The organism is Wolbachia endosymbiont (group A) of Oxytorus armatus (assembly GCF_964027005.1).
Lineage (GTDB): Bacteria > Pseudomonadota > Alphaproteobacteria > Rickettsiales > Anaplasmataceae > Wolbachia > Wolbachia pipientis.
The window spans coordinates 966,291-981,346 of record NZ_OZ034719.1 but is presented as its reverse complement, the minus strand read 5'-3'; the positions used below and the strand labels follow the sequence as shown (position 1 = coordinate 981,346).

General features: G+C 34.7%; 10 protein-coding genes and 2 pseudogenes. 6 read left to right on the top strand and 6 right to left on the bottom strand.

Annotation, left to right across the window (positions count from 1 at the left end; translation table 11 throughout):
• Positions 1–14: 14 nt before the first annotated feature.
• Positions 15–314 carry a transposase gene (locus tag AAGD79_RS04870; protein WP_341811212.1) on the bottom strand — a complete coding sequence of 100 codons (300 nt, stop codon included), beginning with the start codon at positions 312–314 and terminating at the stop codon, positions 15–17.
• Between the two features lie 1,024 nt (positions 315–1,338).
• Here AAGD79_RS04870 and AAGD79_RS04865 point away from each other — a divergent pair.
• The 3 genes from AAGD79_RS04865 to AAGD79_RS04855 all read left to right on the top strand — a co-directional run bounded on the left by AAGD79_RS04865 (position 1,339) and on the right by AAGD79_RS04855 (position 5,688).
• On the top strand, positions 1,339–2,742 hold the full coding sequence (locus AAGD79_RS04865; protein WP_007549284.1) for a malonyl-CoA decarboxylase: 1,404 nt from the start codon (positions 1,339–1,341) through the stop codon (positions 2,740–2,742).
• A gap of 75 nt (positions 2,743–2,817) precedes the next feature.
• Positions 2,818–4,614 carry a translation elongation factor 4 gene (gene lepA / locus AAGD79_RS04860; RefSeq protein ID WP_265030206.1) on the top strand — a complete coding sequence of 599 codons (1,797 nt, stop codon included), beginning with the start codon at positions 2,818–2,820 and terminating at the stop codon, positions 4,612–4,614.
• Positions 4,615–5,313: 699 nt separating this feature from the next.
• Positions 5,314–5,688, top strand: a complete 375-nt coding sequence (locus tag AAGD79_RS04855) for a TrbC/VirB2 family protein (RefSeq protein ID WP_006279664.1) — start codon at positions 5,314–5,316, stop codon at positions 5,686–5,688.
• Here AAGD79_RS04855 and AAGD79_RS04850 read toward each other — a convergent pair.
• Positions 5,664–6,662: a pyruvate dehydrogenase complex E1 component subunit beta gene (locus AAGD79_RS04850; RefSeq protein WP_341811211.1), complete on the bottom strand. Its 999-nt coding sequence runs from the start codon at positions 6,660–6,662 to the stop codon at positions 5,664–5,666. The two genes, AAGD79_RS04855 and AAGD79_RS04850, sit on opposite strands and share 25 nt — an antisense overlap.
• Positions 6,663–7,208: 546 nt before the next feature.
• A complete protein-coding gene (locus AAGD79_RS04845; protein WP_341811210.1) occupies positions 7,209–8,309 on the bottom strand; it encodes an ATP-binding protein in 1,101 nt (366 codons plus the stop codon).
• 718 nt (positions 8,310–9,027) lie between these two features.
• On the opposite strand from AAGD79_RS04845, the gene AAGD79_RS04840 reads away from it, so the two are divergent.
• From AAGD79_RS04840 to AAGD79_RS04830, 3 genes and pseudogenes are all read left to right on the top strand, one after another.
• Positions 9,028–9,204 (top strand): hypothetical protein, encoded by a 177-nt coding sequence (locus AAGD79_RS04840; protein WP_174930852.1) that lies wholly within the window; start codon positions 9,028–9,030, stop codon positions 9,202–9,204.
• Between the two features lie 266 nt (positions 9,205–9,470).
• Complete coding sequence (locus AAGD79_RS04835) at positions 9,471–10,676, top strand: MFS transporter (protein ID WP_244663081.1); 1,206 nt, start codon at positions 9,471–9,473, stop codon at positions 10,674–10,676.
• 108 nt (positions 10,677–10,784) lie between these two features.
• Positions 10,785–11,649: pseudogene (locus AAGD79_RS04830) on the top strand (IS982 family transposase).
• 12 nt (positions 11,650–11,661) lie between these two features.
• Here the strand turns inward: AAGD79_RS04830 and AAGD79_RS04825 are convergent.
• The 3 genes and pseudogenes from AAGD79_RS04825 to mutL form a co-directional block, all read right to left on the bottom strand.
• Positions 11,662–11,763: pseudogene (locus tag AAGD79_RS04825) on the bottom strand (DNA repair protein RadC); the annotation flags it as partial.
• A gap of 171 nt (positions 11,764–11,934) precedes the next feature.
• On the bottom strand, positions 11,935–12,873 hold the full coding sequence (locus tag AAGD79_RS04820; protein WP_341811209.1) for a helix-turn-helix transcriptional regulator: 939 nt from the start codon (positions 12,871–12,873) through the stop codon (positions 11,935–11,937).
• A gap of 67 nt (positions 12,874–12,940) precedes the next feature.
• A complete protein-coding gene (mutL, locus tag AAGD79_RS04815) occupies positions 12,941–14,740 on the bottom strand; it encodes a DNA mismatch repair endonuclease MutL (protein ID WP_341811208.1) in 1,800 nt (599 codons plus the stop codon).
• Positions 14,741–15,056 lie beyond the last annotated feature (316 nt).

Here is a 15,056-nt window from a genome sequence, read left to right as displayed (position 1 = left end):
TATAAAAGAATATTTTACTCTTTTTGGTTTGCAAAATATCCCAGGGCTTTTTTTAAAATGTCTCTTTCCCTCGTTACTCTTGCCAGCTCTTTTTTTAAATCAAACTTTTCTTTGTCACAATGAGATACTTTCCCTTTTCCTGGAAACGCATCTACTCCAGACATTCTATCATTGTATGTTTTTACCCATCTGCTTAATGAATCACCGCTAATACCCAAATCTCTTGCTATTTTTGCTGATGATTGACCTGTTTCTTTTACTAGTCTTATAGCTTCAATTTTGAATTCTGCTGTATATTCTTTTCTTTTTGTCATACCACACCTCTTTGAAAAAACGTTTTATTTTACTTCAAAAACGTCTTAACTTTCTGTCTACTTTTTCTGGGTAAGGTCATACTTGATCTTTACAGGGATGACGGTTGTCAGGCTAGCCTGTCATCCCAGTGCCCAGACACTGGGATCCAGGAATTTTATTAAGTTGGTAAGCATAAAAGTGTTATGTAAAATACAACGTTCTTGATGGGATTGCGTGAAAGGCTGGATCCCAGTGTCAGCTACTTGGATGACAAAAAAAGGAGCACTGGCATGACATCTCTCTTGGACTCTTTTAGCCACAAACATTAAGAAATTTACTAAATGAAAAAAAAGGCAAAAGAAGCCCTGAGGTTATTATCCGCTTTAAAATATTGGCGTTTTTTATGTTTTAAACGCTTGACAAGCGAGATTCAGCCGCTTTTAATTGCAACTAACCTACGCTGCAAATGTTTAAGAAATTTACTAAGCAGAAAAAAAGACAAAGAATCCCCGAGTTAGCTAGTCTTTTACTATCTCTGTCGAGTATTGGCATTTTTTGATGTCTTGTAACGCTTTATAAGCGCGTTCAGCTTATTTAGATAAAAACCTAGATGTAGATGAAGTTTTGTAAAGACATACAGTATCTATATACTGCAAAAAATTGAACATAAGACGCCGATACATTAAGTAATCCTTACCTTTTAATCTGCAGATTGGCGAAAGCAAATACAATAGCTTCAGTTTCATGATAGGGGGGCTGGCGGAGTTTGTCAAGAAAGTTTTTGTTTCTACTGAATGACAGTTGTGGCTTGGGAGGTAGTGCAAGAAGTCTATTGTATTACTGAATTATTAATAATTCAGTAATAGTGCCTGCTATGTAGCTAAAATTTTCCTTTAACTTAAGCTATATGTAGCTAAAATAACTTGGGTTTACCGACGATTTGACAAACACAAATTCGTCATCCCGCTACTTGTTAGCGGGATCTAGAGATATCGCAGCGGTATGACCCTGACTTGCATTAGCTATGTATAATAAAGGGAATCTATGACAAAAGAATCATTGGTAAAAACTGATATAGTGAAAGTTGAAGACAAAAAGGCGGTAAGAAGCTTTTTTAAAATACTAGGTGGAGTGGCAGATGCTGTAAGATCGTGGATTGGTAACATCAGTCCTGATTTAAGCAACAGTCGCGATATCGATAGTTTAGTCTTGAAGATGAACGAGTGCTTAAATCCAAAGGGAGGGGAGGTTTCAGCACGTAAAAACGCTGTATCTCTTGGTAACTTGTACTTAAGCTTATCAGAGAAAGGTAAAATAAAATTTCTACAAACCCTGGCAGAAAAATTTAATCCGAATAAAGCGGAAATAGATGAGAAAATTAAAGAGTATAAGAAAAACCAAGATCCCGAGTTAAACTATAAATTTGAGCAGGATTTAATAAAAATTCTTGAATCACCACGTTCTAAAATATTGAAGCAATTTATTTCTTTACCAGAAGGCCTTAAGTTTATTGTTGATATGCGTTCTGATGTGCTTAAGCTAAAAAACCAACATAGAAGCTTGAATCCACTAGAGAACGAATTAAAAAATATACTCTATACTTGGGTTGATGTTGATCTACTCGATCTTCGTCAAATCACTTGGGATTCACCTGCATCATTGCTAGAAAAACTTATAAAATATGAAGCTGTGCATAAAATTTCCTCTTGGGGCGACCTAAAAAACAGACTAGATTCTGATCGTCTCTGTTTTGCTTTTTTTCATTACAAGATACCAAACGAACCTCTAATTTTTGTAGAGGTTGCATTGGTGGATAAGATTGCAGATAGCATTCAACACCTTTTAGATGAGTCAGTACCTTCAAATGATCCGAGTAATGCAAGCACTGCTATATTCTATTCAATATCAAACACTCAAGCAGGGTTATCTGGAATCAGCCTTGGTAATTTTTTGATCAAAAGGGTTGTAGAAAAGCTATCACAGGAGTTTAAAAGTATAAAAACATATGCAACTCTTTCTCCAATACCTGGCTTTACGAAATGGCTAAAAAACAATCTAAACCAAGATGTCACTTTATTGGGCAAACTAAATATAAAACAATCTAGTGCAGAAATTTTAGAAAGTGCAGAGCAATTAAAAACTAATGTTGAATGTACAAATGAAACTAAACAATACATGCTTAAACTATGTGCATATTATTTACTAAAAGTGAATAATAGTAATGGAAATACTTATGACCCGGTGGCGCATTTTCATTTAAGCAATGGCGCATCAATAAAACAATTAAACTGGATGGCGGATACTTCTGAAAAGGGTATTAGTCAGTCAGCCGGGATGATGGTAAATTATCTATATGAGTTGCCTAAAATAGATAATAATCATGAAAACTATATGGTTAATAAAGTGATTTCCTGCTCGAAAAAAGTGTCGTCTATGTTGAAGGAGTAAATAGTCTCTTAATAAAGGATTGCCCTCACAACACTTAAAATGTAAAATGGTTCTACTTAAGTAAAATAGCCATAAATGAACAACATAAGAAATTTTGCAATAATAGCGCATATAGACCACGGTAAGTCAACGCTTGCTGACCGTTTAATAGAGGAATGTAACGGCCTTGAAGCAAGAGAAATGACCAATCAAATACTCGATTCAATGGATATAGAACGCGAACGTGGGATTACAATTAAGGCACAGACGGTAAAACTCAATTATACGGCAAACGACGGTAATCAATATTGCCTAAATCTCATGGACACCCCAGGTCACGTTGACTTTTCTTACGAGGTAAGTCGAAGCTTAGCCGCATGTGAAGGTTCACTTTTAGTGGTAGATAGTAGCCAGGGCGTTGAAGCACAAACCCTTGCAAATGTATATAAAGCTATTGACAACAACCATGAAATAATAGTTGTGCTCAATAAAGTTGATCTTCCTGCTGCAGATCCAGAAGGGGTAAAACTCCAGGTTGAGGAAATAATCGGTATTGATGCAAGTGAGTCAGTTTTAATATCAGCAAAAACTGGACTTGGAATAAAAGATGTACTGGAAGCAATAGTAGCAAAACTTCCAGCTCCTCAAGGTGATGTAAATGCTCCATTGCAAGCAATTTTGGTTGATAGTTGGTATGACACTTACTTAGGAGTAGTAATTTTAGTGCGAGTTAAAAATGGAGTGCTAAAAAAAGGCATGAGAATTGTTATGATGTCTAATAATGCTACATATCAAGTGGACAATATTGGTATTTTCACCCCTAAAAAAGTTATGACGAGTGAGCTTTCAGCGGGTGAAGTTGGTTTTATAACTGCTTCAATGAAGGAAGTAGCAGACTGCAAGGTAGGAGACACTATCACTGAGGAAAAGAGACCTTGTAGTGAAGCACTTCCTGGATTTAAAGAAGTGCATCCTGTGGTATTTTGTAGCATTTTTCCTCATAAAACGGATGATTTTAAATATCTAAGAGAAGCTCTAGAAAAGTTACATTTAAATGATGCAAGTTTTACCTTCGAAGCTGAAACTTCAAATGCACTAGGCTATGGATTTCGTTGTGGTTTTTTGGGAATGTTGCATCTTGAAGTTATTCAAGAAAGGCTCGAGAGAGAATTTGATTTAGACCTAACAGCAACTGCACCGAGTGTTATATATAGGGTTACAACACGAAGTGGTGAAGTTTTGAATATTCATAACCCAAGTGATATGCCAGATCCAACGAAAATTGAAATTGTGGAAGAACCATGGATTACCGCAACCATAATGGTCCCTGACCAATACTTGGGAGAGATTCTATCTCTATGTGAAGAAAGGAGGGGAGAACAGGAGGATTTATCTTACATTGGTAACACAACAACAGCATTGTTAAGATATAAATTACCACTGTCTGAAGTTGTTTTTGACTTTTATGATCGATTAAAATCAATTTCCAAAGGATATGCAAGTTTGGATTGGGAAATTTCCAGCTATCTGGTAAGCCAAATAGATAAATTAAGCTTTTTAATTAATGGAGAGCCCGTAGATGCACTGGCTTGTATCGTTCACAAAAGTAGGGCAGAAAAAAGGGGGCGTGAAATATGTGCACGCTTGAAGGATTTAATACCACGTCAGCAATATAAAATCGCGATTCAAGCGGCAGTGGGCGGAAAAATTATTGCCAGAGAAACGATTAACCCATACAGAAAAGATGTAACAGCTAAACTCTATGGTGGGGATGTAACGCGAAGAATGAAACTACTTGAAAAGCAAAAGAAGGGTAAAAAAAGGTTACATTCTATAGGGAACGTAAATATTCCACAGAATGCTTTTATTCAAGCCTTGAAGATAAGTGATTGATCTTAAAAGACTTCTTGTATAGTTTTTGGCAACAACCGTTAGAAACGAAAAAACTTACTTGACAAACTCTGCCAGCCCCCTTATCATGAAAGTGAAGCTATTTATTTATCTTCTCTGTACAGATTAAATGACAAAAAAACTCACGTATCTGGCGTCTCATGTTTAATTTTTTGCACTATGTGCACCTTATGTCTTTATCAAACTTCTACCTACATAAGCTGAAACGCGCTTATAAAGCGTTTAAAACATAAAAAAACGCCAACTTAAAAAATGGATAGTGAATAACTAGCTACCCTAGGGTTTCTTTTGCCTTTTTTTTTATTTGGTAAATTTCTTAATGTTTATGGCTAAACGACAACCGTCATCCCGCTACTTGTTAGCGGCTGAGATACCGCGGCGGTATGACGTAGGACTGCTGTCATCCCAGTGCTTGACACTGGGATCCAGTTGAGCTATTTCAACAAAAATACTGCATTTGAGATGAACGTTCCAGACTTATTTATAAATATAACAATTAAAGTCTGGATTCCAGCGTCAAGCACTGGAATAATATCGTTTACTATGTCTATATTACAATATTTGTGCAGTTGTGTGTCAACTACTTTTGTGGCACCGTTTGTTATTCAATCTTTATGCTAGTTTTACTAAAAATTATAGTATTTTAGGTATAATTGCAATATCTAAATTTAAGGTATAGAGATGAACCCTAGGAAAGTTTTTAATATTCTTTTTATAGTATTATTTATTTCTTTTTCTCATGTTGGGAGTGCTGCCGCTGACACTAATACTGATACAACTGCTCAAGTAATATGTAACATTATTGGCTACGTTTGGGGAATAGGCGGACCGCTTATGACCGTAGTGATAATAGGTGCAGCTTTGCTTGCGATATTTGGTAGAATGCCATGGCCAGCTCTTTTTGCACTCGGTATATTTTGTGCTGTATTTTTCGGTGCTAAAACTATCGTCATAAAAGTAATGGGTGGTATAGGCGGCACTGGAAATACTTCTTTGATGGACCAATGCGGAACAGGAGACACAAAAAAGAACTATTTTTTTCTAAAACAGACCTGATGCACGGCTTCAACTATATCTTCCACTTGCGGTAATGCTTTTTTTTCTAGATTTGCAGCGTAAGGTAAGGGGATGTCCTTGCCAGTTACACGTACAACTGGAGCATCAAGGTAGTCAAATCCTTGTTCCATAACAACGGCTGACAGCTCTGCTCCTATTCCTGCAAATGGCCATCCTTCTTCTACACTAACTAACCTATTAGTCTTCTGAATAGAGTTAATAACAGTTTGAGTGTCAAGTGGTCTTAAGGTTCTGAGGTCAATAACTTCAGCTTCTATACCTTTACTCGAAAGTAAATCTGCTGCATTTAAGGCATCCATTAATTTTAATGAAAAAGCAGTGATAGTTACATCCTTTCCTTCCCGTATAACAGCAGCTTTGCCTATCTCAAGTAGATAATCTTTGTTTGATAGCTCAGAGTCAGAAACTTCATGCTCATGTCCATAAGCTATTTCGTTTTCTAGAAATATTACCGGATTAGGGTCACGAATTGCAGCTTTAAGCAGACCTCTGCAATCGGAGGCAAAATAGGGTGCTATTACTTTTAACCCCGGTATATGCGAATACCAAGCTGCAAAGCATTGAGAATGTTGTGCAGCAACTCTTGCTGCAGCGCCATTTGGTCCACGAAATACTATAGGGCATCCAAGTTGTCCGCCTGAAATATAATTTGTTTTTGCTGCGGAATTCACAATTTGGTCAATAGCTTGCATAGAAAAATTAAAAGTCATAAACTCGACTATTGGCTTTAATCCAGCAAATGCCGCTCCAACAGCAAGGCCAGCAAATCCATGTTCGGTAATAGGCGTATCAACTACTCTGTTTTCTCCAAACTCTTTCAGTAATCCTTTCGTTACTTTATAAGCACCATCATACTCTGCAACTTCTTCACCCATGATAAGCACATCAGAGTCGTTTTGCATTTCTTCTCTAATTGCTGTGCATAAAGCTTCTCTTACACTTAAGGTTGCCATTTATAAACTTTTATAGACTTTAACTAAAGTAACTATATCAGAATTACTGGGGGTAAGTAAAGTGTACAAATTAAGTTTTACAAACATCATGACCAACTCATTCCAAAAAAAATCTTCTCACGCTTGCTGGTTTTGGTTGCTAAAAATGATTGTATTGCTTGTGTTTTTAATAATATATACTGCTAAGTTAATAATAATTCACTTGGGAATAACAGAAAAATACATGATAATTTTATATTTCAAATAGAATAAAATCCTTTTTATTGATACTGTCTTTTTTTGTAAAAAACATTCCTAACTTTTCCACCACTTTTTCTGGCTAAGGTCAGTATAACTTTTGCTTGAAATAACTGTTTATATGGTGCAATTTACAGCTTTTAGTTGCTAAAATTATAACTCTTAATTTAATAATTTTAATCCAATAAGCTTTCAGGTTAATAAAATTAAATTATTTGAGTAAATGCAATACCATGTCTTTATTTGTGGGTAATAATAAGAATAACGAAGGTTGGCTCAGCTACACTTCTATAATTTCAATTTTTATGTTTACCGTATAAAAGAAGTTTCTTCTGTCTGTGTCTCCCTGTTTGAAACCAACCTTATTCTCTCTCTTTCTTGTTCTGAACTTAACCCGCGAAGCGCGTGATCGAAATCTTTCTCACTAATCTTAGACCGTCTTTCCTCAACAGCACACATTTTTGCCTCATTTACTAATTGCTCTAACTTAGCCCCAGAATAGTCTTCAGTCTTTTCTGCAATGTTTCTAAGGTTTAACTCTTTATCGGCTTTTGTACCTCGCATATAAAGTTCCAATATCTTTTGTCTCGCTTTCATGCTTGGATTAGGGATAAGAACCTTCTGACCTAAACGTCCAGGTCTAATAAGTGCTGGATCTATATCATCGATACGGTTAGTTGCACCAATTACTATTATATCTTTTCTGCTCTTAAATCCATCTATTTCAGTTAATAACTGTGTTAAACTCTCTCGACAATGGTCAGCTGAGGTATTAGCGGTACTTCTTTTTTGAGCAACTACATCTATTTCATCTATAAAGACTATACAAGGAGCATGTTTTTTTGCTACTTTAAAAAGCTCGCGTACAGCATGTGCACCATGACCAACATATACTCCAATAAGATCAGGGCCTGAGATGCTTATGAAATTCATATTTGATTCACCTGCAATTGCACGAGCGATAAGTGTTTTACCATTTCCAGGAGGGCCATGTAATATGTAACCTCTTAGTGAATTAATACTTTTATTTCCAAACAGCTTGTGCATTTCTTCTGTCATTTGGTCACGGCAAATCATCTGCAACCTTTGTTTTAAGGGGTCATCAATTATAGCATCAGCAAATGTTGTTCTTTTATCATCTGAATTAGCTAATTCTATTGATATAGGCAGCTCTACTTCCTTTAGTTTGCTGAATATTTGATCATATATAAACCAAGCAATAAAAAAGAAAACGACAAGTAACACACAAGGCATAGCTTCACTAACATAATGTGCAGCTAACTCATACCCTTTACTGAGCAACATTGTATGCATATAGGCAAACAAAAAAGCGATAGAGACAATAGTTGCCACGCATAGTAAACAGATTGCAATTCTTTTTAGTAATTCTGAAATTTCAATTTTTTTCATCTTAATACCCTATACCAACTTCAAACTAAGAATAATTTTATCTAGCTTACCTATTTTAGCTTGATTAGAGCGTTCAGAAAAATTATCAAGTACGTACTTTAACTTATTAAATACTAAAAACAATATATCCCCATATTTTCACATACATCTTTAAAGTTTACCAAATTCATTTTCAAAAAACAAGATTTTATTATTAACCCGAATTCTGGATTAGATTTTAGGTAAATTATTGAAAGTCTTGAATTTTACTAAATTAGTAACTAATCTTAAAATGCTTACTGCTTTATCGTAAATGCTAAAACAATAAGCTATTGATATTCTTGTTTTTTTAATCTCCAATCCAGAATTCGGGTTAAAAACGCTAACTTGTATCTTCAAGAAGTAAGACATAATAGCTCTAAAATGTCTTGCAAGGAAAGGTAAAGCTGAATGCTAACTTATGCCAGAAAGATACCGTCTTGTTTGCCTTTTTGAGTAGTATCATCTTATTTTTCCTGTAAATTTTGTTTATAACGCCTAAGATTTACGATATTTTAATCCCGGTAGAATATCTTATAAAATCAGATTATATGTTATACCTATGGAAATAGATAACTTTCAGCAATATTACAACCAAGAAGAAATGAAGACAGTAACATTAGCTCAAATTTATAAAGACTTGGTAATAAAGATATTCGATATAGCCACAAGCAAAATGTAAGCTACTATTAATGGTATTATGGAAATAGCACCAACGATACCACCTACTATACCTACTACCAGAGGTGACGGAGTAGTAAGGCTTAATATAATAAGTGGGAGAGATATAATTGATAGTATTATAGAAATTACACCTACTGTTTTCAGAAGAGATAGAAATCCTTTTGAATCTAAGTGTTCTTTTTCCCTTAAATAATATAAAGAAAATGCTTATACACATTATAGCACAAAGTATTACTGCTGCTATTTTTATTATAGCTGCTGCTATAAGTGCTGCTAAATAAGCTATATTCATTGCAATTATCACACACCATAATAAAAAAGTCAACTCCATATGTTTAGGTTGTAAAATCCCAAAAAGCAGCCAGAATAGAATAAGCAAACATTTACGAATTGAATTTAGTGCAAACAAGGGTGTTGATATCAACCATACTCTGCAGAATCGCAATATGGTATGACTACATGCTTTTTATTGATTTGATTAACATAATCAGCAGAGAGTTTTGTTTTGCAAAAGATGTCTACAGTAACATACTGCAATTATTTGGAATTGTAGGGCTAGGTGCAATTGTAAGGCCACTTGGTGCATTCATATTTGGTCACGTTGGTGACAGGTATGGAAGGAGGATAGCATTAATAATTACTATCTTGCTAATATCGATACCATCAAGTCTCATTGCATTTATTCCAAGTCACAATCAAGTAGGTATAATTTCTACTATATTGCTTCTTGCAATCCATATAACACAAGGAATTGCACTTGGTGGTGAACAAGGAAGTTCTGTTTATCTTATAGAGCATTTATCCAGTAGGAAAGAGAACTTAGGGATGTATTTTGGAATGATGGGTTTTGGTCGCTCCATTGGCGTCTTGCTTTCTGCGGTGATAGTGATTATCTGCAAAAAAACTACTGATTTTTGTACCTGGGGTTGGAGATTGCCATTTATTTTCTCAGCTATTTTAGGATTAATTAGCGCGTATAGCATATACACATTGGGAGAAACTCCAGCATATGAAAAAAATCGAAAACAAAGAAATTTACCTGATTTGCCAATAATAGAGCTTATAAAACGCCACAAGAGAGCTCTTATACTTGCTATTTTAATATCTGTACCTGTTAATGTTGCTGTTGGATTTACCATATTTCTTCGAACTCTCGCAAAGGAAATAGCATCAGTGGATGTTTATGTAACAACATATATCAACGAAATTGTATTGATTATAACCAGTGTATTAATGCCGATATCTTCAATAGCGTTTGGAATGTTGGCTGATAAAGTTGGAAAAGAGCGCACTGCAATCTTATTTATAGCAATTACAATGGCACTGTGTTGTCCTGCGTTATCTATTGCATATTACTATAAAAATTATCTTGTGATTGCGTTGAGCGTAATGGTTCTCTCTATAATAGAAAGGGGTATAGTTCCCATAGGAATAGTTGCATCTGAACTCTTTCCTACCAATGTTAGATTTAGTGGTGTGAGCTTATCACGCAATATCTCTTATGCGTTACATGGAGGATTTACTCCTATGGTTTGTATTTGGTTGACTGTAACATTTCCTCAAACAAACCTTGCTGCTGGGCTTTATATAGTCTTCTGCTTGTTGATCAGTGTGGTAGCAATATTGCAAATAAAACCGCAAGATAAGAAATTTGATTGGTCTTAGTTTTCTCTTAAACCCCAGTTATGGATTAGAAAACAGATAAAAGTAGAATTAATAAAGAGGGAAATAGGGTAAACTCAAGTATTTTAACAATAATTTAAGAGGTTACCCATGAAGAAAGATATTACAGAACTTTACTGCTGCGTCGAGGATTTTTGTCGTGTAGTAGATGAAAATTTTGCAAATAAGTTCTTATCAAATGGCAAAAAACCAACCAGAGTACCAGAAATAGCGCACTCAGAAATGCTAACCATAATCCTGTTATACCACCAATCGCCATGTAAAAACTTCAAGGCTTTTTATCTTTGTTACCTTAAGTTACTCTATAGATCAGAATTTTCAAAGATGCCTTCATATCACAGATTTATTGCCTTAAAGCCGAGAGTTTTACGGTATTTAGCATTACTTCTTCAATGGTTCTGCGAACAAGCGAAAATGACAGGTACTTCCTACATTGACACTTCTACGATTGCCATTTGCCACAAGAAAAGGATCTCTAGGAACAAAGTTTTTGATGGTTTAGCAGAAATTGGTAAGAGCACGTATGGTTGGTTTTTTGGCTTTAAATTGCACTTGGTGATTAACGAAATTGGAGAAATTCAATCACTTACTCTAACCAAAGGTAACGTTGATACCTGTGCCAACTATAACTAAAAGACTGACAGGACTTTTGTTCGGAGATAAAGGCTATATCAAGAAGGAGCTCTTTGAGGAACTCTTCGATAGAGGTTTAAAGCTTGTCACTAAAGTGAAAAAAGGCATGAAAAACGCACTAATCTCACTAAAAGAGAAGGCTTTATTGAGAAAAAGGTCGATTATTGAGACAGTCTTTTGTTGTTTAAAAAATAAATTTGAGCTTGAACATACACGGCACAGATCGCCAATAAATTTTCTGGTACATATTTTTTCTACATTAATTTCATATTCCATGCAGTCAAAAAAGCCTTCTATTTCTAAGCCTTACTGTGTTGGTTAATCCATAACTGGGGTTTAGAAACGTTTCTATTACTTCACGATCAAGTAGAGCTTTACCGTTGCTTTCTAATGCTCTGAATTCTATTTCTTCTCTACGATCTTTCTTATTATTCATAAAAATTACCCTTCACTAATAACAAAATGTTTTTATATATTTACTGCTGTTTTTTTGTCAGCATTGGCATAAGGCCATAGCTTTTGAGTGAAGTCAAATCAATTTTTAAATCTTTTTTGCTTATTTTTTTATGAATAGGTAAAGATATTAATATATGGCGATTTCTTTATTTTAAACTTGTTGAATTTCGTCCAAAGAGATGTCTACTGTTTTTAAAATAATATTGATAGAAATTCCTTCCTTAACTAAATTCTTTGTAATTTTCATCTTTTCTACTCTCTTCACTTTCTCTTTGCAAACTTGTATGCTTTCAAACAGAGATTTTATTAGTACATTACGTAGTTCTTGGCTTTTAATCTTTTTGTATTCTTCTATTAACCTTGATAGTTCCACTTCACTATTCTCATTTTCTGTTGTTTCTGGAAGTAGGTCTGTAATACTAATTAATAGTACCTTTGCTATTTCATCTAACATTTCAAGTGAAACACCAGCTCGTCCTTGTTCATATTCATATATTCTTTGATTTATTATACCCACTTTACTTGCTAAATCTTCTTGAGTGTATCCTCTTCTCAACCTCCATTCTTTTATTCTTTGACCTACTTTATACGGAATGGAAATTTTTTTCTCATCATTATCATATTCATCAATAGATAAACTGGTCGTTTGAGAGATAACATGAGCAGAAACTCCTTCCTTAACCAAACCCTTTGCTACTTCTATTTTTACCGCCTTTCCACTTTCTTCCTCACTAATACGGATGAATTTAGTTAATAAATAAAACGTTTCACGTAATTCTTGATCCTTAATCTCTCTATGTCTTCTTACTAGATTTAATACCTCTTCTCCCTCATACCTTCCCTCATTTGATACTTCTTGTACGCAAGCTAGATCTCTAGCAGTTGTTGATAATGCTTCTGCTAATTCATATAACTTCTTAATTGAAATTCTGCGTGTTCCTTTTTCATATTGCAGTATTACCTGATATGTTGTATCGATTTTTTTTGCTAAATCTTTTTGAGTATATCCCTTTGCTAACCTACGATTTCTTACTTCCTGTCCTATTACTTTGTAATCTAAAAAATTAGAGCATTTATTCTCTTTTTTCACATTTTATACTCATAATCAGAAGAGCCGTTACGTATACTTAATTGGGAACCTTTTTGACAAACTGAACTCATCTCCTTTCAAACAATTTTTCTATATCACTTAGTTTCATTTCTATATACGTTGGTCTTCCGTGATTGCATTGCCCAGCATACGGTGTTTCCTCCATTTGTCTCATCAACTCATTCATCTCCTCCAACTTCATTTCCCTTCCAGCTCCATGGCACGCAATGGTAGCTAACACTTTTTCTTCTATAGGTAGCGTATCTCCTATCTCCATTAATCTATCAACTATATTCATCACCATCTCTTTCACATTTATTGTTCCTAAAATTGCAGGTATTTCTTTCACCCTTACTTTATCTTCTGATTCTATTTCAATACCAAAACCCATTTCAAAAAGCTTATCTTTATAAGTTTCAACCATCTCCATCCCTGCTTGGTTTTTAATCTCAACTATTTCAGGAAGAAGAAGTTTTTGTCTTTTTATGCTTGATTTTTGCTTTAAGCACTCGTATATCAATCTCTCATAAGCTGCGTGCTGATCTACTATAATTAATTTGCCTTTAGCCTCAGCAATAATGTAAGTATTGTAGACCTGACAGCGTGCATATCCCAGAGGATAATCCTCTATTAAATCAATTTGCTTCCTTTCTAAAACCATCGTTCCCTTTTGGGGTGGAGATTCTCCATATTTAAACGTTTCTGGTAAGCTTTGCCTTCTTTCATCTGGTGCATTGAATTCTTTCATTAGACGATTTTCTAAAAGACTTGGTCTCTTTTCATAAAACTCTTTTTGATCTTTTTTCTCTTGACTATCAACCTGCTCTTGGCTTTTACTATCATTAAAAATTAGCTCCTCTTCAATACCTTGATCACCCGCTGCAAATCTCGTTGATAGTGTTTTTATTATCCCTCTTCTCACTATTTCATATATTAGCCTTTTATTCTGAAATCTTACTTCCGATTTATTTGGATGCACATTTACATCTACTTGGTCATATGGTACTTCTAAATGCAACACTGCAAAAGGATACCTATTGTTTGGAATAAAATCGTGATACGCATATCTAATTGCACCAACAAGTAGATTGTCTTTTATTGGCCTTCCATTAACAAACGTATAAATCTGAGTTGAGTTGCCACGATTGACATTAGGTTTACAGATGTGTCCCTTAAGTTTGATGCCTTCTTCTTCCTCTTTAACTTCCAGTGAATTGCTTTGAAATTCTTCTTCTATTTCACATAATCTGTTGAACAGCGAAGTTTGCTTAACATATTTTAAGAGCTTTTTATTACCAGAAGTGAGAGTAAACCCAATACTATAATTAATCATCGCTAAGTTATTCACAATATCAACAATACTTTGTGTTTCTGCCCTTTCGGTTTTTAGAAACTTTAGTCTATTTGGTGTAGCAAAAAATAAGTCACGAACTTCAATATATGTACCTTGCAACAAAGAACAAGGGGTAATCTCTCTTATTTTTTCTCCTCCCTCATACCTTATAGACCATGATTCCTTTGCTCCACTTGCCTTAGACGATAATTTCATTCTGCTTACTGCTGCAATTGAAGGTAAAGCTTCTCCCCTAAACCCAAGGTGCTTGATTTCTATTAACTCACTATCGCTTAATTTTGAAGTGGCATGCCTCATAAATGCTAGTTCTAAGTCGTCCTTTTCTATTCCATTTCCATCATCTGTCACAGTTATAAGGTTACGTCCACCACTTTCTATTTTGATCTCTATCTCTGAACTTCCAGCATCTATTGCATTTTCTACTAATTCCTTTACTACACTCGCTGGCCTTTCTATTACCTCTCCCGCTGCTATACGATTTATAGTTTTTGTGTCTAAAAGAATTATTGCCATATTTTCAACTCTCAGTCTGATCAGTTTAATATCAATTAAAATCAGATTGTCTATTAAATTCTATTCTAAGCCCTTTCATGAAGATCATTAGAATTATGTATAATTATTAATGCTTTTTAAGTGGATTTCCTATTGTTCTTTCTAAGTTCCTTGGTGCACGTAACGATTATTCTTTAAAAAGAATATTGGCTACTGAGAAGAATGAAGACATCTTCATCAGAAAAAAAGGGGCAAAAACAGAGAAAATTGACGTAGCTACTTAAGGCAGGTGTCTCTATTGCAGCTGAGACAACTGATCTACTCATGATCAAATGAA

What these genes read in the sequence shown, in the direction of transcription:
- AAGD79_RS04865 (WP_007549284.1), top strand. Translation starts at nt 1,339, where the DNA reads ATGACAAAAGAATCATTGGTAAAAACTGATATAGTGAAAGTTGAAGAC.
- mutL (WP_341811208.1), bottom strand. Translation starts at nt 14,740, where the DNA reads ATGGCAATAATTCTTTTAGACACAAAAACTATAAATCGTATAGCAGCG.
- AAGD79_RS04850 (WP_341811211.1), bottom strand. Translation starts at nt 6,662, where the DNA reads ATGGCAACCTTAAGTGTAAGAGAAGCTTTATGCACAGCAATTAGAGAA.
- AAGD79_RS04845 (WP_341811210.1), bottom strand. Translation starts at nt 8,309, where the DNA reads ATGAAAAAAATTGAAATTTCAGAATTACTAAAAAGAATTGCAATCTGT.
- AAGD79_RS04870 (WP_341811212.1), bottom strand. Translation starts at nt 314, where the DNA reads ATGACAAAAAGAAAAGAATATACAGCAGAATTCAAAATTGAAGCTATA.
- AAGD79_RS04840 (WP_174930852.1), top strand. Translation starts at nt 9,028, where the DNA reads ATGGAAATAGCACCAACGATACCACCTACTATACCTACTACCAGAGGT.
- lepA (WP_265030206.1), top strand. Translation starts at nt 2,818, where the DNA reads ATGAACAACATAAGAAATTTTGCAATAATAGCGCATATAGACCACGGT.
- AAGD79_RS04835 (WP_244663081.1), top strand. Translation starts at nt 9,471, where the DNA reads ATGCTTTTTATTGATTTGATTAACATAATCAGCAGAGAGTTTTGTTTT.
- AAGD79_RS04855 (WP_006279664.1), top strand. Translation starts at nt 5,314, where the DNA reads ATGAACCCTAGGAAAGTTTTTAATATTCTTTTTATAGTATTATTTATT.